This is a genomic window from Bradyrhizobium zhanjiangense (assembly GCF_004114935.1).
In the GTDB taxonomy this organism is placed as follows: Bacteria; Pseudomonadota; Alphaproteobacteria; order Rhizobiales; family Xanthobacteraceae; genus Bradyrhizobium; species Bradyrhizobium zhanjiangense.
The window spans coordinates 3,649,790-3,666,500 of sequence record NZ_CP022221.1; the positions used below are offsets into that span (position 1 = coordinate 3,649,790).

The 16,711-nt window shown below is 61.7% G+C and carries 15 protein-coding genes; 12 read left to right on the plus strand and 3 right to left on the minus strand.

Annotation, left to right across the window (positions count from 1 at the left end; genetic code table 11):
- Positions 1 to 47: 47 nt before the first annotated feature.
- The 12 genes from metK to XH85_RS17170 all read left to right on the plus strand — a co-directional run bounded on the left by metK (position 48) and on the right by XH85_RS17170 (position 12,942).
- A complete protein-coding gene (gene metK / locus XH85_RS17120) occupies positions 48 to 1,244 on the plus strand; it encodes a methionine adenosyltransferase (RefSeq protein ID WP_128932730.1) in 1,197 nt (398 codons plus the stop codon).
- 129 nt (positions 1,245 to 1,373) lie between these two features.
- Positions 1,374 to 2,795 carry an adenosylhomocysteinase gene (ahcY, locus tag XH85_RS17125; protein ID WP_128932731.1) on the plus strand — a complete coding sequence of 474 codons (1,422 nt, stop codon included), beginning with the start codon at positions 1,374 to 1,376 and terminating at the stop codon, positions 2,793 to 2,795.
- 166 nt (positions 2,796 to 2,961) lie between these two features.
- A complete protein-coding gene (locus XH85_RS17130) occupies positions 2,962 to 3,207 on the plus strand; it encodes a hypothetical protein (RefSeq protein ID WP_128932732.1) in 246 nt (81 codons plus the stop codon).
- A gap of 3 nt (positions 3,208 to 3,210) precedes the next feature.
- The gene (grrM, locus tag XH85_RS17135) at positions 3,211 to 4,365 is read left to right on the plus strand and encodes a cyclophane-forming radical SAM/SPASM peptide maturase GrrM/OscB (RefSeq protein WP_128932733.1); all 1,155 of its coding nucleotides are present in this window, start codon (positions 3,211 to 3,213) and stop codon (positions 4,363 to 4,365) included.
- 28 nt (positions 4,366 to 4,393) lie between these two features.
- Positions 4,394 to 6,598: a hypothetical protein gene (locus XH85_RS17140; RefSeq protein WP_128932734.1), complete on the plus strand. Its 2,205-nt coding sequence runs from the start codon at positions 4,394 to 4,396 to the stop codon at positions 6,596 to 6,598.
- An 82-nt stretch (positions 6,599 to 6,680) separates the two neighbouring features.
- Positions 6,681 to 8,150 (plus strand): flavin-containing monooxygenase, encoded by a 1,470-nt coding sequence (locus XH85_RS17145; RefSeq protein ID WP_128932735.1) that lies wholly within the window; start codon positions 6,681 to 6,683, stop codon positions 8,148 to 8,150.
- A gap of 136 nt (positions 8,151 to 8,286) precedes the next feature.
- Complete coding sequence (locus tag XH85_RS17150) at positions 8,287 to 8,949, plus strand: nucleotide-binding protein (protein ID WP_128932736.1); 663 nt, start codon at positions 8,287 to 8,289, stop codon at positions 8,947 to 8,949.
- Positions 8,918 to 9,568, plus strand: a complete 651-nt coding sequence (locus tag XH85_RS17155; protein ID WP_164940237.1) for a hypothetical protein — start codon at positions 8,918 to 8,920, stop codon at positions 9,566 to 9,568. The genes XH85_RS17150 and XH85_RS17155 overlap by 32 nt, the downstream gene beginning before the upstream one ends.
- Positions 9,569 to 9,745: 177 nt before the next feature.
- Positions 9,746 to 9,901, plus strand: a complete 156-nt coding sequence (locus XH85_RS45140) for a hypothetical protein (RefSeq protein WP_007612486.1) — start codon at positions 9,746 to 9,748, stop codon at positions 9,899 to 9,901.
- Between the two features lie 133 nt (positions 9,902 to 10,034).
- Positions 10,035 to 10,964: an aspartyl/asparaginyl beta-hydroxylase domain-containing protein gene (locus XH85_RS17160; RefSeq protein WP_128932737.1), complete on the plus strand. Its 930-nt coding sequence runs from the start codon at positions 10,035 to 10,037 to the stop codon at positions 10,962 to 10,964.
- 14 nt (positions 10,965 to 10,978) lie between these two features.
- Complete coding sequence (locus XH85_RS17165; RefSeq protein ID WP_128932738.1) at positions 10,979 to 11,437, plus strand: YybH family protein; 459 nt, start codon at positions 10,979 to 10,981, stop codon at positions 11,435 to 11,437.
- A gap of 164 nt (positions 11,438 to 11,601) precedes the next feature.
- Entirely contained in the window at positions 11,602 to 12,942 is a 1,341-nt protein-coding gene (locus XH85_RS17170; RefSeq protein ID WP_128932739.1) for an MFS transporter, read from the plus strand.
- Positions 12,943 to 13,005: 63 nt separating this feature from the next.
- Here XH85_RS17170 and XH85_RS17175 read toward each other — a convergent pair whose 3' ends face one another.
- The 3 genes from XH85_RS17175 to galE all read right to left on the minus strand — a co-directional run bounded on the left by XH85_RS17175 (position 13,006) and on the right by galE (position 16,679).
- On the minus strand, positions 13,006 to 13,707 hold the full coding sequence (locus XH85_RS17175) for a fumarylacetoacetate hydrolase family protein (RefSeq protein WP_128932740.1): 702 nt from the start codon (positions 13,705 to 13,707) through the stop codon (positions 13,006 to 13,008).
- Between the two features lie 37 nt (positions 13,708 to 13,744).
- Positions 13,745 to 15,547, minus strand: coding sequence for an ABC transporter ATP-binding protein (locus XH85_RS17180; protein ID WP_128932741.1), 1,803 nt, complete (start codon positions 15,545 to 15,547; stop codon positions 13,745 to 13,747).
- A gap of 118 nt (positions 15,548 to 15,665) precedes the next feature.
- Positions 15,666 to 16,679, minus strand: a complete 1,014-nt coding sequence (gene galE / locus XH85_RS17185) for a UDP-glucose 4-epimerase GalE (protein WP_128932742.1) — start codon at positions 16,677 to 16,679, stop codon at positions 15,666 to 15,668.
- Between the last annotated feature and the right edge of the window lie 32 nt (positions 16,680 to 16,711).

Consider the following 16,711-nt stretch of genomic DNA (forward strand, 5'->3'; position numbering starts at 1 on the left):
AAACATCGCAAACGCCCGCCGGCTAATGGCGGAACAAGGGGTTACTGATGCGCGCATCCTATCTCTTCACCAGCGAGTCCGTGTCCGAAGGCCATCCGGACAAGGTCTGTGACCGGATCTCCGATGAGATCGTCGACCTGTTCTATCGTGAAGGGCCGAAGGCGGGCATCGATCCCTGGGCCATCCGCGCCGCCTGCGAGACGCTGGCGACCACCAACAAGGTGGTGATCGCTGGTGAGACCCGCGGTCCGAAATCAGTGACCAACGAGCAGATCGAAAGCGTCGTCCGCGGCGCGATCAAGGACATCGGCTACGAGCAGGAAGGCTTCCACTGGAAGACCTGCGACGTCGAGATCCTGCTGCATCCGCAGTCGGCCGACATCGCCCAGGGCGTCGATGCGCTGCAGCCGGGCGAGGTCAAGGAAGAAGGCGCGGGCGACCAGGGCATCATGTTCGGCTACGCCACCAACGAGACGCCTGATCTGATGCCGGCGCCGATCTTCTACGCCCACAAGATCCTCCGCCTCATCTCCGAAGCGCGCCACTCCGGCCGCGAGAAGGTGCTGGGCCCGGATTCCAAGAGCCAGGTCACCGTGCAGTACGAGAACGGCAAGCCGGTCGGCGTGCGCGAGATCGTGGTGTCGCATCAGCATCTGATCGAGGACCTCACCTCCAAGCAGGTGCGCGACATCGTCGAGCCCTATGTGCGCGAGGCGCTGCCGAAGGACTGGATCACGCCGAAGACGATCTGGCATATCAACCCGACCGGCAAGTTCTACATCGGCGGTCCCGACGGCGACTCCGGCCTGACCGGCCGCAAGATCATCGTCGACACTTATGGCGGCGCGGCCCCGCATGGTGGCGGCGCGTTCTCCGGCAAGGATCCGACCAAGGTCGACCGTTCGGCGGCCTATGCCGCGCGCTACGTCGCCAAGAACGTCGTTGCCGCCGGTCTCGCCGACCGCTGCACGCTCCAACTCGCTTACGCCATCGGCGTCGCGCGGCCGCTGTCGATCTACATCGACACCCACGGCACCGGTAAGGTGTCGGAGGATCAGCTCGAGAAGGCCGTCGCCAAGGCGATGGATCTCACGCCGCGTGGCATCCGCACGCATCTCGACCTCAACCGCCCGATCTACGCGCGCACCTCGGCCTACGGCCATTTCGGCCGCACGCCGGACAATGAGGGTGGCTTCTCCTGGGAGAAGACCGACCTCGTCGAGCCGCTCAAGCGCGCGCTCTAGTTTTAAGCGTCATCCCGGGGCGCGCGCGGTACGCGAGCGAACCCGGGATCCTTATCCATCACATCGAGATTCCGGGTTCGCGTCTTTTGGGCGACCCGGAATGACGAGTTCAACAACAGGATACTCGCAATGAACGCGAAGCCCGGCTTCACCGATTACATCGTCAAGGACATTTCGCTCGCCGATTTCGGCCGCAAGGAGATCTCGCTCGCCGAGACCGAGATGCCCGGCCTGATGGCCACCCGCGAGGAGTACGGCCCGAAGCAGCCGCTCAAGGGCGCGCGCATCGCCGGCTCGCTGCATATGACGATCCAGACCGCGGTGCTGATCGAGACGCTGGCCGCTCTCGGCGCCGACATCCGCTGGGTCTCCTGCAACATCTATTCGACGCAGGATCACGCCGCGGCTGCGATCGCGGCCGCCGGCATTCCCGTCTTCGCCGTCAAGGGCGAGACGCTGACTGAATATTGGGACTACACCGCAAAACTGTTCGACTGGCATGGCGGCGGCACGCCGAACATGATCCTCGATGACGGAGGCGATGCCACCATGCTGGTGCATGCCGGTGTCCGTGCCGAGAACGGCGACACAGCCTTCCTCGACAAGCCGGGCTCGGAGGAAGAGGAGATCTTCTACGCGCTGGTCAAGCGCCTGTTGAAGGAGAAGCCGAAGGGCTACTTCGGCGAGATCGCCAAGAACATCAAGGGCGTCTCGGAAGAGACGACGACAGGCGTGCATCGTCTCTACGAGATGGCCAACAAGGGCACGCTCCTGTTCCCGGCAATCAACGTCAACGACAGCGTCACCAAGTCGAAGTTCGACAACCTCTATGGCTGCCGTGAATCGCTGGTCGACGGCATCCGCCGCGGCACCGACGTGATGCTGTCGGGCAAGGTTGCGATGGTCGCCGGCTTTGGCGACGTCGGCAAGGGCTCGGCCGCTTCGCTGCGCCAGGCCGGCTGCCGCGTCATGGTCTCCGAAGTTGATCCGATCTGCGCGCTCCAGGCCGCAATGGAAGGCTACGAGGTCGTGACCATGGAAGACGCCGCGCCTCGCGCCGACATCTTCGTCACCGCGACCGGCAACAAGGACATCATCACCATCGAGCACATGCGCGCGATGAAGGATCGCGCCATCGTCTGCAACATCGGCCACTTCGACAATGAGATCCAGATCGCCGCTCTGCGCAATCTGAAGTGGACCAACATCAAGCCGCAGGTCGACGAGATCGAATTCCCCGACAAGCACCGCATCATCATGCTGTCGGAAGGCCGCCTCGTGAACCTCGGCAACGCGATGGGCCATCCGTCCTTCGTGATGTCGGCGTCCTTCACCAACCAGACGCTGGCGCAGATCGAGCTGTTCGCCAACAACAAGGACGGCAAGTACGAGAAGAAGGTCTACGTGCTGCCCAAGACCCTCGACGAGAAGGTCGCCCGCCTGCACCTCGCCAAGATCGGCGTCAAGCTCACCGAACTGCGCAAGGACCAGGCCGACTATATTGGCGTGAAGCAGGAAGGCCCGTACAAGTCGGATCATTATCGGTACTGATTGTGTCAGGACATTTGTCCTACTTTTGCCGCGCTGGACATGCTGTCCGGCGCGGTTTTTTGCCATCTAGTGAACTGCATCACATCCTGTTCGATAGGTGCGGTGTAATTGCAATCTTTGGGAGTGAATATTCGCATTGCGATTTCGTTCATTGCTGGAGGGTACTATGGCGTATTTCAGAGACGCATGGCCTTTGGCTTTTGTTCTGGTGGCGGCCAACCCCACCAATGCTGCAACTCCAATCGACTCTGATCCTGCTGCGTTCTTCCAATCCGGCAGCCTCGCAGGTGCGCTTGAAGCGGCATCTGCCGATGTGAAGCAAGACGAAGGCGGTTCGGGTCCGCGGCGGATCCAGCTGTCGCAGTGGTTCAATTTCGCCAATTGTTTTAGCGGGGTCTGGCGAAGGTGTTGAACGATGTGGCGTCCGGCTCTCATTGTGCTTCAGCCAACGCCGTTCTGTAACATCGACTGCGACTATTGCTATCTGCGCCACCGCGACGACCGTACCGTGATGGGTGCAAAGGTCGTCTCTGCGATCCGCGACAAGATTTTTCCCAGGATCGCCCGCGACGCCGCGCCGACGATTATTTGGCATGCCGGCGAGCCGACGACAGTGCCCATTGCTTGGTATCGAAGCGCCTACACCGAGCTGCGGAAGACGGCGCCAGGGGCGACCAACTTCTCGCTGCAATCAAACGGGATTGGCCTCGGACGGGACTGGATCGAGTTTGCCCGAGAGACCGGTACGCAGATCGGACTCTCGATCGACGGTCCGCGAGAGTTTCACGATGCGCGCAGGAAGACGCGAAACGGCAAGGGGACCTGGGCTCTGGCGATGCAAGCATTGCGAGAGCTGCAACAGGCGCGGATACATCCCAACGTCGTCACGGTCCTGCATCCACTGTCGCTTCAGGCGGTCGACGCATATTTCGAGTTCTATCGCGACAACGACATCTCTCACGTATCGTTTTCGATTGATGAGTCCGAGGGACGTCATGCGACGAGTTCGTTCGATGCCGGAGACTACACCGATGCCATCACCGGGTTCCTTTTCGGTCTGATGAAGCGCGCCTATCTCGAGGGCTTCCCGCTGCACATCAAAGAAGTCGAGCGGATCGCCTCGATTCTAGCCGGCGGGCAATTGCGCAACGAGCAGATCGACGCCTGGGACGTCCTGGTCGTCGCTGCAAACGGCGATGTGACGACGTTCTCGCCGGAGTTCATGGAGGTGCGCTCACAGGCGCATCGCAATTTCAACTTCGGGAATATTCTGATCGACGACTTCGATCGGATCTTCACCAGTGCCCTCGTCGCCCGAACTCAGGCAGAGATTCGGCAGGGCGTGGACCTGTGTCGCGCGCGGTGCCGATACTTCGCGGTGTGCGGAGGCGGCGCCCCATCCAACAAGATGCAGGAAAACGGGGGGCTCGATTCTGCCGAGACGCAGTTTTGCAGATTCTCCGTGCAGCCCGCGGCGGAGGCTTTCCGTAAGATGATCCATTGGGCGCGGCAAATACCCGAGGATCGTTTCATTTCCAATCCGAAATGTTTTGCAGAGCCGCTGACGTAGTCGGAAGTTATTTCGATGGGAGGTCACGATGACGGAATGCCCAGCTTCTGTTCTCTCCACCTTCTGTATGTGGACGCAGTATCTTCCTCCTATCATTCAGCAGATTACGGGTCCGCAGATTGCATCATTCCTGTTCGGCGTCCTTGTGGTCGTTGTTTTCTCGGTCGATCATTACAAGGTTCCCACCTACGCTAAAACGACAATCGGCGAATTCATCGAGCTTGCGCCGGAATCGTTGACTTCGCATTCGAGATATATGAAGGGTTTGGCAATCTACGTTGCCTTAATGTTGGGCTTCTACTTCATTTTGCTCGCGATTGGCCCGACCGCGATTGCACCAATTCTGTCCTACATTCCTGGCGGCTCCGACGGCAAGATCGACAATTCGGTTTGGCCACTTGCGGCGACATCGATCATCACTTTGATCGGGAGCCGCGACGACGACAAATATCTCGGCCGGATGGAGGGTTGGCTCCGATCCATCGCCCATGAGGCGGCCTACATCCCTTATGCGGTGACGAACCTCGCGGTCGCGCTCGACGGTAGCTTTCCTCTGGCCGACGAAGAGCTGCGCGCCGCAGGAGAATTCTCCCCGGCGACGCAGGCTCTGATCGAAGACAATCAGGAAGGCTCCAGGCAAAATTGGCTTCGCGCCAAGTTTCTCTATTCGCGGTTGGAGCTGTTGCGAGATCGGGACGATCAGTTCAAGCCGGTGATGAGGCAACCGGAGAACGAGCGTGCATTTGGGTTCGTTCGCGATCAACGTGATGCCCTGGCCAAGGAGCTTGATCGTGGTGACCCCGGCGAAGATGCTGCGCGGAAGATCGACGCATTCAAGAATGCGCTCGCAGTGTTCCTGGCATCGATCTTGTGGCGCGCCTGTGAGAACGAAACCGCTGTCAATGCCAAGCTGAGGTCGCTTAAACTCAATGTAAGCACGCCGGCGCCACGTTCGCCTGCGACTTTCATTTTTCATCTGGCGTTCTATCTCGGTGGCGTGGCGTCTGTTTTCCTGATCGCGCTGAAAATCAGATCGATGCAGTTCCATGACGAGTCGGCCCAGCAGAAATGGCACCTCACGTTGGCCTTTTTCGTCTTCCTGCTCACTGCATTCTTCGTTACCCGCTGGCGGGAGAAGCGGCTAGCCAGCGGCGACTGGAAGTACAGTTCGGATGTCGTCATTCGTTGCGCGATCATCAACACGATCGCCGTCACGCTCATCTCGGTGTTGGTCACATTTGCTGTTCACCAGGGCGGAAGCGGCCGGTTCTATGCGATGCTCCTGATGGCGTTCGGTATGGCGCTTCCGTCGACCCTGCTATTTCAACTGTTGATGCGCTGGGCTGCAAGTTCACCTCCGACGGGTGAGGCGGTCGCCGCTACTGTGGGATGCAGTAGAAATCCATTCGAACTGTTCAGGACAACACTTTATGCAGGTGTCAGCTATTCGATCATCGCGTTCGTATTCGCATTCGTGCTGTACTGGCCGTCGGATTATACTGTCATCAGCAGCACGCCGCTACAATACGTCGATTCGGCGCTGATCAGCCTTAACAACATCGACAAGGTAAATCAGGACAAGAGGGACGAAGACAGCTGGTTCCGCACTTCGGTATCACAGGCATCCATCCGAAATTTGGAAGCCGAGCTGCAGAATGTGAGATCGAGTATCGCGACGGGTAACTATCAGCCTGAAGCGCTGTCTACGATCGTGGCGGAGTGCGATACCATGGGCGACCTGGGTGGAGGGCGGCGGCTCTTCAACCCAGGTTGCGAACTCGGTGGGCTGCTGTCGACCATAGAGAAGGGCGAGGTCATGTCCAATCTGTATGGGCTACAAATGCAGATCTCGAATCTGAAGCCCGCATTCGCAGCTTTTCAGAACTATAAGACCCTTTCGAACGCAGTTCATTTGCAATGGCCAAACGCGTTGCTCGCAAGTCTGATGTGGGCTGTGATGGCTGGCGTCTTTGCTGTCTCTGCACTGCTATATCGGCGGCGGGAGCTGTGGGACGGATTGTCCCTCAGGAAGCTGCCGGACTTTGTGCCGAAGGGGCGGCAGGAGAGGGAATCCTGGCTGCGTACCCCGCTTTACGACCTGGCGAAGCTTTCGCCGCTCGAAGCATTGCGCTATCCAACGTTCCGCGCCCGGTTGGCGGATAATATGAGCGCGCAGCCGAGCATCCAGCCGAGCATCCAGCCGAGCGTGCCGCACTTGCGAACTGTGGCTTGATTCCGGTTCATGAACGAGTGCTGGAGGTCACGTGTATCGGTTTGGTGGTTGATTTTTGCTCGGATCGAGCGCTAATCAATCTATGGGAGCGCGTGACAGCGAACATTTCGACGTCCTCATCGTCGGTGCCGGCCTGTCCGGCATCGGCGCAGGCTATCATTTGCAGACGAAGTGCCCGGGCAAGAGCTACGTCATCCTGGAGGGCCGCGATTGCATCGGCGGCACCTGGGACCTGTTCCGCTATCCCGGCATCCGCTCCGACAGCGACATGTTCACGCTCGGCTATTCGTTCAAGCCGTGGACCGACCCGAAGGCGATCGCCGACGGGCCGCAGATCCTGAACTATGTGCGCGAGACCGCCGCCGAGAACGGCATCGAGCAGCACATCCGCTTCCGTCATCGGGTCAAGCGCGCATCGTGGTCGACGCCGGAGGCGCGCTGGACCGTGGAGGCCGAGCGCATCGCGGGCGAGGGCGCACCCGAGCTCGTGCGCTTCACCTGCAATTTCCTGTTCATGTGCTCGGGCTATTACAAATACGAGGCGGGCTACACGCCGGAGTTCAAGGGGACGGCGGATTTCCAGGGCCGCATCGTGCATCCGCAGAAATGGACTGAGGACATCGACTATTCGGGCAAGCGCGTCGTGGTGATCGGCTCGGGCGCGACCGCAGTGACCCTGGTGCCGGAGCTCGCCAAGAAAGCGGCGCAGGTCACCATGCTGCAGCGCTCGCCGACCTACGTGGTGTCGCGCCCCGCTCAGGATCCCGTCGCCAACAAGCTGCGCCGCAATTTGCCGACGCGGCTTGCTTATCACCTGATCCGCTGGCGCAATGTGATGTGGGGAATGTTCTTCTTCCAGCTCAGCCGGCGCCGGCCGGCGAAGGTGAGGGATCTCATCCTTAGGGGCGTGCAGATGGCACTCGGCCCCGACTACGACGTCGCGACCCATTTCACGCCGCGCTACAATCCCTGGGACCAGCGGCTATGCCTCGTTCCCGACGGCGATCTCTTCAAGGCGATCCGCGAGCAGCGCGCCGCGGTCGTCACGAGCGAGATCGACACGTTTACGCGCGACGGTATTCGCCTGAAGGACGGCAGCGAGCTTGCGGCCGACATCATCGTGACGGCGACGGGCTTGGTGCTCCAGGTCGTCGGCGGGCTCGAGATCAGCGTCGATGGCCGCGCCGTCGATTTCGCCAACACGCTGACCTACAAGGGCATGATGTATGCCGACGTGCCGAACATGGCGTCAGCCTTCGGCTACACAAACGCGTCGTGGACGCTGAAATGCGATCTCACCTGCGAATATGTCTGCCGGCTCATCAACTACATGGACCGGCATAATTTCCGTCAGTGCATGCCGCACAATGACGATGCCACGATCACCGCGCAGCCCTCGCTCGATTTCACCTCGGGTTATGTGCAGCGCTCGATCGCCAAGATGCCGAAGCAGGGCTCGAAGCGGCCGTGGCGCCTCTATCAGAACTACGCGCTCGACATCGTCTCCTTGCGCTTCGGCCGGATCGACGACGGCGTGATGCAATATTCCTGATCTCCGTATGTTGCCGGAGGAACCCGTCGACCGCTTGAGGCGAACCGCGACTTGAAGTAGTATTGTTGCGTTGCATGCAATTTACTTCCGACAGCGCCTGAGTTCCGCGTCGCTGGCATTGATGGGAGCGCGGGACGTGCACGTGCTTGCTCTGGTCACGCAGAAAGGCGGAAGCGGTAAGAGTACGCTGGCTGTCGGGCTTGCCGTGGCCGCGATGGAATGCGAAGAGCGCGTCGCTCTCATTGAGGCGGACGCGCAGGGCACCATCTCGAAATGGAAACAGCGTCGCGAGAATTCCTATCCTCGTGTCGAGTGCGTTGCGGATCCGGCAGAGATCGAGCCGGTGCTATCTCGGCTCCAGGCCGAAGGGATTGGGCTCGCAATCATCGACACGGCCGCAACGAACAACGCCCTGGCGCTGCGCGCCATCACCAATGCCGACCTCTGTCTCATTCCGGCGCGTCCGAGCCCGGCCGATATCGAAGCTGCCATCCCTACGCTGTTGGCCATTCGTAGGGGTAACCGCCGGTTTGCCTTCATCCTCAATCAGACGCCCACACGGGGGTGCCGGCTGAGTGAAGCTGCCACGTCGCTCAACTCGCTTGGGGTGCTTGCGCTTCCCTTTATTGGACAGCGCAACGACCATCAGGATGCGCTCGGGGTAGGCTTGGGCGTCACCGAGTTTGCGCCGGACGGAAAAGCCTCGGACGAGATCGTTGGGCTGTGGCGCTGGATTTCGGAGCACATCTTCGCGGAGTCGAATCATCATGGGCAAGGCGCGGTCGAGACAGCCTGCTGATGGCGCACGCGCCAAACGTCGGTCGCTGGTGGATCTGACTGCGGCGGTGAGCCGCACAATCGACGAGAGCCTCTTGGAGATGCCGCCTGATCCGGTCGCCGTCTCACGGGGCGATGGACTCCGGAGCGAGCGGACAGCCAGGACTGCTCGAAAGAAGCCTGCTCGAAAGGTGCCTGCGGAGACGACCATTCCCGCGGCAATCGACAACGTCGCGACGTGCCCGTCTACCAAGGTGGAGCTGCGTTCGACGCAATTCCAAAGTGCCAGCAACACCTCCGCTCTCGCCGTGGAGATCGCCAAAGAGATGCAGACGCATGCCCTCGAGGCAATGAAGTTGGGCGTGCATACTGCGTTAGAATATACGAAGGATATTGCCAGTCCGGAAAGCGACGTCCTGGACGGAGCTGCCGCTGGGTGCCACGCTGTCGTGCTCGAACTGATGAAAGTGAATGCAGGCGCGACCCTGCAGTATACGCGCGAGTTGAGCCGCGTGAGAACGCTCTCGCAATGGATCGAGTTGTCGAGCTCACATGCGCGGAAGCAGTGCGAGTTGGTGCGACAGCAGGCCGAATTGCTGAAATCATTGACACGCAATGCGAGAACGTCCGGCGCCGACTAGCGCGCATCGGAATCAGGATATCGCCGAGGCCGGGGCGGGGCAGCCCGCCCGCCAATGTTGTTTGCGTATTCGGCCGCTCGTCTGAATCGGCCATCCTGCCCAACGGTTAACGCCGGATTAACGGATGGGTGCTAGCCTGTCTCGGCCGGGGTGACTCGCAAGGCCGAGGTGAGCCCAATGGAAGCCCAGAGAATCGCGGTCGACGCCGTCGTCGCGCTGACCGACTGCGACCGCGACGCCGTCATCGCCTTCATCCGCCGTCTCTACCTCGCCGGCGTCACCGATCCCAAGCGGCTGACGTTCAAGGGCCTCCAGGCGCTGTCGCGGGCCTGATTTGGGCGGTTTCGGCCCCAAGTTCCGCTCGAGGGCTCTCCCCAGCGTGATTGCAACCCGGCGGTGAATATCTTGCCGCTCGGGCCCCGTCGGGCTACACGACACACCGGCTGGGTCACTTGGGATTGGGGAAATGCTGAAACAGCTTTTTGCGCCGCAACTTGTCATTCTGTATGTGCTTGCGGCATCGACGATTTACGTTCACTTCCGCGGCAAGCAGCGGCTGCGCTTCGCGCGCCAGCTCGGCGATCACTCGACCTACCTCGCACCCTACAACGTGCTGATGTATGCCGGCTCGGCCGTGCCCAACAAGCCGGTGATCTCGGTCGATCAGTTTCCCGAGCTGAAGCCGCTGAGCGAGAACTGGGAGACCATCCGCGACGAAGCGGTGCGCCTGTTCGACGAAGGTTTTATCCGCGCCGCAGCCAAGAACAACGACTGGGGCTTCTATTCCTTCTTCAAGAGCGGCTGGAAGCGGTTTTACCTGAAATGGTACGATGACTTCCTGCCTTCGGCGCGCACGCTCTGCCCGAAGACGGTGGAGCTGCTGAACTCGATCCCGAGCGTGCACGGCGCGATGTTCGCGATGCTGCCGCCGGGCGGCAAGCTAGGCGCCCATCGCGATCCCTTCGCGGGTTCGCTGCGCTATCACCTCGGCCTCGTTACGCCGAACTCGAACAAATGCCGGATTCTCGTCGACGGCGTCGAATGCGTCTGGCGCGACGGCGAAGCCTTCATGTTCGACGAGACCTTCATCCACAGCGCCGAGAATGCGACCGACGTCAACCGCATCATCCTGTTCTGCGACGTCGAGCGCCCGATGAAGTTCGGCTTCATGACCGCGATCAACCGCTGGGTCAGCCATCACATCGTCAAGGCGTCGGCGACCCAGAACGTCGACGGCGAGAATGTCGGCGTGCTCAACAAGGTGTTCGGCAAGCTCTACGAGATCCATCTCGGCAGCCGCAAGGTCAAGGAGTGGAACCGCAACGTCTACTACACGCTGAAATATTCGCTGACGGCGCTCGTCCTCGGCCTCATCGTGCTGTCGGCGTTGCGGTGAATCGACGCCTCGCGATGAGCCCCTTGCCGGTCGCGAATACGGAGATCGTGCGGTTCTTCCGCCAGTGGCTGGACACCTTCGCGGGCTATGTCCGCGAGGTCGACTATGCCTCGGCGCGGCCGCTCTTCCATCCGGATGTGCTCGCCTTCGGCACGCATAACGATGTCATCCCCGGCCTCGATCAATGGGTCGCGACGCAATGGGACAACGTCTGGCCGAAGACGACCGATTTTCGTTTCGTGCTCGATCAGACCTCGATCCTGGCATCGTCCGACGGCACGATGGTGACCGTGATCGCGCCGTGGACGAGCACGGGCTATCATTCCGATGGCAGCGCGTTTCCACGCCCCGGGCGGGCGACGATGGTGTTCTCCAAGACCGCCGACGGCTGGCTGTGTGTGCATTCCCATATGTCGCTCAACCGCGGAGTGCCTCAGGCGAGCCACGCCAATCGGCCGGTAAAGGCCTGGTAGAGCCAACCCATCCGGCAGCGTGCGCCGCCGGCTTTATTGGCCGACTAAAGTTTTACACTCTCGTTCCAGTTCGGCCGGAACCCTTGGAACCTGATCTCGTTTTTTCTCAACGAATAATCGGTGAAAAATGCGCAACCGGGGGGCTGTCCGAGGGAAACGCTCCCATGGCAACACTCGACCTTGATGCCACCCGACTTACTGAATCCGAGCATCAGCGCCAGCTTCGTCGCGCGGTGATCGCGTCCACGGTAGGGACCGCGATCGAATGGTATGATTTCTTCCTCTACAGCACCGTCACCGGTCTGGTTTTCGCAAAGCTGTTCTTTCCGCAGTCCGATCCCTGGGTTGGCACGCTGGAGGCGTTTGCGATCTACGCAGTCGGCTTCGTCGCGCGCCCGATCGGCGCGGCAATCTTTGGACACTATGGCGACCGCATCGGACGTAAATCGACGCTGATCGCGACGCTGCTTTTGATGGGACTGGCGACCGCCGCAGTGGCCGTGGTGCCGACCTATGCGAGCATCGGCATCTGGGGCGCCGTGATCCTGACCGTGCTGCGATTCATTCAGGGCGTCGGCGTTGGCGGCGAGTGGGGCGGCTCGGTGCTGATGTCGATGGAATGGGCCCGCAGCGACCGATCCCGAGGATTGATCGCGTCATGGCCGCAATTCGGCGTGCCCTGCGGCCTGTTCCTCGCAAATCTCGCCGTGCTGGCGTTCAGCCAGATGGCGGGCGATCAGTTCCTGGCGTGGGGCTGGCGCATTCCGTTCGCGCTCAGCATCATCCTGGTCGGCGTCGGGCTTTATATCCGGCTCGGCATTCTCGAAACGCCGGTGTTCTCAAAGCTCGTGGCCGAACGTCAGGTCGACCGCACGCCAATGCTGACGGTGATCCGGGAATACCCGAAGGAGATCCTGCTGTCGGCCTTCGCGCGCATGTCGGAGCAGGCGCCGTTCTACATCTTCACCGCCTTCGTCTTCTCCTATGGCATCGGCACCCTGCACGTTTCGCGCGACTTCCTGCTGACCGCGGTGCTCTCGGCCTCGGTGCTGTCGTTTGTCTCGATCCCGCTGTGCGGACATATCTCCGATCAGATCGGCCGCAAGAACATGTACATGATCGGCGCTGCCGTGACGGGCATCTTCGGCTTCGTCTATTTCGCGCTGCTCAACACCGGATCACCAACCATCATCTTCCTTGCGATCATCCTGTCGCTGATTCCGCACGACATGCAGTACGGGCCGCAAGCCGCCTTGATCGCCGAGAGTTTTACTGGACGCCTGCGCTACAGCGGATCCTCGCTCGGCTATCAACTCGCATCCGTGATCGCCGGCGGCCCGGCGCCGCTGATCGCAACCTGGCTGTTCGGCACGTTCCATTCGGCGACCGCGATCGCGATCTACATCGCGATTTGCGCTGTCATGACGCTGGCCGCAACCGCGATGATGACCGATTACACCGGGAAGGATATCAACGCGGTGGGCGCGCATGAGCGGCGAACTTGAGGCCGCAAAAAAGCCCCGGACGTGACGTCCGCGGCTTTGCCTGTCTGTGATCTCGAGCTCAGCCTATTCCGGCTGGCAGATGCTCACCTTCAGCGTGCCGACGCCGTCGACGCCGCATTCGAGCTTGTCGCCCACCTGGAGCTGCGAGACGCCGGCCGGAGTGCCCGTCATGATGATGTCGCCGGCGGCGAGCTTCACCTGCTGCGAGAGCTGCCAGATGATCTCCGGCACGTTCCAGATCAGCTCGGTGAGGTCGCCCTGCTGCGCTTCCTTGCCGTTGACGGTGAGCCAGATCTTGCCCTTCGAGGGATGGCCGATCTTCGAGGCCGGCTGCACCGCGGAGCAGGGGGCGGAGCCGTCGAACGACTTGCCGATCTCCCAGGGACGCTCCTTCTTGCGCGAGGCGATCTGGAGATCGCGGCGGGTGAGGTCGATGCCGACGGCGTAACCGTAGACGTGGTCGAGCGCCTTGTCGGCGGGGATGTTCAGCCCGCCGCTCTTCATCGCGACGACCAGCTCGACCTCGTGATGCAGATCCTTGGTCAGCGGCGGATAGGGAATGGTGGCGCCATCCGGCACCAGCATGTCGGCGTGCTTGGCGAAGAAGAACGGCGGGGCGCGCTCGTCATTGCCCATCTCGCGGATGTGCTCGAGATAATTGCGGCCGACGCACCAGATGCGGCGCACCGGATAGCGGCCGCTTTCCCCGACGACGGGAAGCGATGCCTGGGGCGGAAGCGGAATGACGTAGGAGGCGGCGTTCATGAAGCGGTCTCGCGGCTCTTGAGGTTGATAAGGAACTCTATGCGGTTGCGCTGATCGGCGCCAGTGCACCGACATCGTGATGTTGCAGGCGGAAGAACGAGGCGTAACGGCCGGAGCGGCGCAAGAGCTCGTCATGCCGGCCCTGCTCGACGATCTCGCCGCCCTCGACCACCAGGATGCTATCTGCGTGCATGATGGTGTGCAGGCGGTGCGCGATCACGATGGTGGTGCGGTTCTGGCAGAGATGCTCGATCGCCTCCTGCACCTGACGCTCGGACTCCGAATCGAGCGCGGCGGTGGCTTCGTCCAGGAGGATGATCGGCGCGTTCTTGATCAGCGCGCGCGCCACCGCGATGCGCTGGCGCTGGCCGCCAGAGAGCTGCGTGCCGTGCTCGCCGACCGGCGTGTCGTAGCCGAGCGGGAAGCCCATGATGAAATCATGCGCGCAGGCCGCCTTCGCCGCCTCGATGATTTCCTGTTCGGTCGCGCCCGGCCGGCCGAAGGCGATGTTGTTGCGGATGGTGTCGCGGAACAGATAGACGTCCTGGCCGACATAGGCGGTCTGCGCCCGCAGCGATTTGCGCGAGACCGAGTTGATCGACTGGCCGTCGATCACGATCTCGCCTTGCGTCACCTCGTAGAAGCGCAGGAGCAGCGCCAGCACGGTGGACTTGCCGCCGCCGGACGGGCCGACCAGGGCGGTGACCTTGCCGGGCTCGGCAACGAAACTCATGCGGTTGAGCACGGTCTCGCCTGAGCGATAGGAGAAGCTGACATCGCGCAGCTCGATGCGGGCATCTGACAGCTTCAGCGCCGGCTTGTCGTCGTCGGACTGCTCGCTCGCGGGGCTGTCGACGACCTCGAGCAGCATGCGCGCGCCGACCAGCTGGCTGTTGAGGTCGATGTTGAGCCGCGCCAGCCGCTTGGCTGGCTCGGTCGCCATCAGGAACGCAGTCATGAAGGAGAAGAACGCGCCGGGCGTCGCATTGAGCGCGACCACGGCGTAGCCGCCGTACATCAGGCAGCCGGCGACCGCGAAGCCCCCCAGCATCTCCATCAGCGGATTGGAGCGGTTGGCGACGCGGGCCATCTTGTTGGCGTTGCGCTCGACGACCGCGATGTTCTCGTCGATGCGGTTCTGCATGGTATCTTCGAGCGTGAACGCCTTGACGGTGCGGATGCCTTGCAGCGATTCCTGCATCGTCTCCAGGATGTCGGCGGTGCCGGTGAACTGGTTATGCGCAAGGCCCTTGATGCGCTTGACCAGCTTGCGCAGCACCAGCATCGCCGGTGGCACCGCGACGAGGCCGATGAACGACATCAGCGGGTCCTGCCACACCATCACACCGATCATCGCGAGCAGCATCAACAGGTCGCGCCCGATCGCGTTGACCAGCATGTTGAGCACGTCGGTGATGGACTTGGCGCCGGCGGTCAGCCGCGCCAAAAATTCCGACGAATGCCGCTCGGAGAAGAAGCCGACGCTCTCGCGCATCAGCTTGGCGAACAGCTGGCGCTGGTTGGTCGCGAGGATCGCGTTACTGATCTTGGTCAGGATCACCATGTGGCCGTAGGTCGCCACACCCTTGATGAACAGCAGCACCACCGTGATGCCCGAGAACATCGCGATGCCCGGGATGTTCTTGTCGACATAGGCCTGGTTGATGACCTGGCCGAGCACATAGGTCGCGCATGCGGTTGAGCCTGCGGCGAGCGCCATCAGCGCAAAGGCGACGAGGTAGCGCCGCCAGTAGACGACCCCTTGTTCCATGACGAGGCGGCGAATCAGGACCGCTGCCGCATAGGGATCGTCGGTGATTTTCTTTGGAAACTGGGCCATCCGGTGTCCATTGACGGCGCAGGACAAAGCCTGCCCGCACGTCAGGGATCGATGGGCCTCTGTGCCCGCTCAAGCGGGGTTTTTCAAGCCCAATTAAGGGCTTGCGCTCGGGATGATTCTAGGCCGAGACGGCGTGGCGAAGCTCGCCATGGCGCTCGCGGAACAGCTTGTCCTCCCAGGCCAGCGCATGCGCGGCGATGGTCTCGAGGTCCTCGTATTGCGGCTTCCAGTCGAGCAAGCCGCGGATGCGGCTGGTGTCGGCGACCATGGTCATGATGTCGCCGGGCCGGCGCGGGGCGTATTGCACGGCGAAGCTGCGGCCCGAAACCCGGCGCACCGCATCGATTGTCTCCAGCACCGAATAGCCGCGGCCATAGCCGCAATTGAGCGTCGTCGAGGCGCCGCCATTGCGCAAATACGCCAGCGCGGAGCGATGCGCCTGCGAGAGGTCCGTGACGTGGATGAAGTCGCGGATGCAGCTGCCGTCCGGGGTCGGATAGTCCGTGCCGAACACGTCGATCTTGGCGCGCTGACCAGTGGCAGCTTCCACCGCGATCTTGATCAGATGCGTGGCGCCGACGGTGGCAAGGCCGATGCGCGCCTGCGGATCGGCGCCGGCGACGTTGAAGTAGCGCAAGGTCACATATTGCATGCCGTAGGCGGCGGCGACGTCGTGCAGCATGATCTCCGTCATCAGCTTCGACGAGCCGTAAGGCGACAGCGGCCGCGTCGGCGCGTGCTCGGGCACCGGCACCTGGTCCGGATTGCCGTAGACGGCGGCGGTCGAGGAGAAGATGAAGCGGCCGATGCCGCGCTTGACCGCGACGTTGAGCAGATTGCGCGCGGTCGTGAAGTTGTTGCGGTAGTAGCCGAGCGGATCGCGCATCGAATCCGGCACGACGACCGAGCCCGCGAAATGGATGATGCTCTCGATGTCGTGTTGCGCGATCACGCCTTCGAGCAAGTTCTCGTCGCCGGCATCGCCAATGAACAGCGGCACGCCTTCCGGCAGATAGGTGGAGAAACCTGTGGAGAGATCGTCGATCACGACGACGTCCTCGCCGGCTTCGGCCAGCGCCAGGACCGTGTGACTTCCGATATAGCCGGCGCCGCCGGTGACAAGCACAGTCATGATCTCATCCGTCTTCGATCAACGCGCAAAAC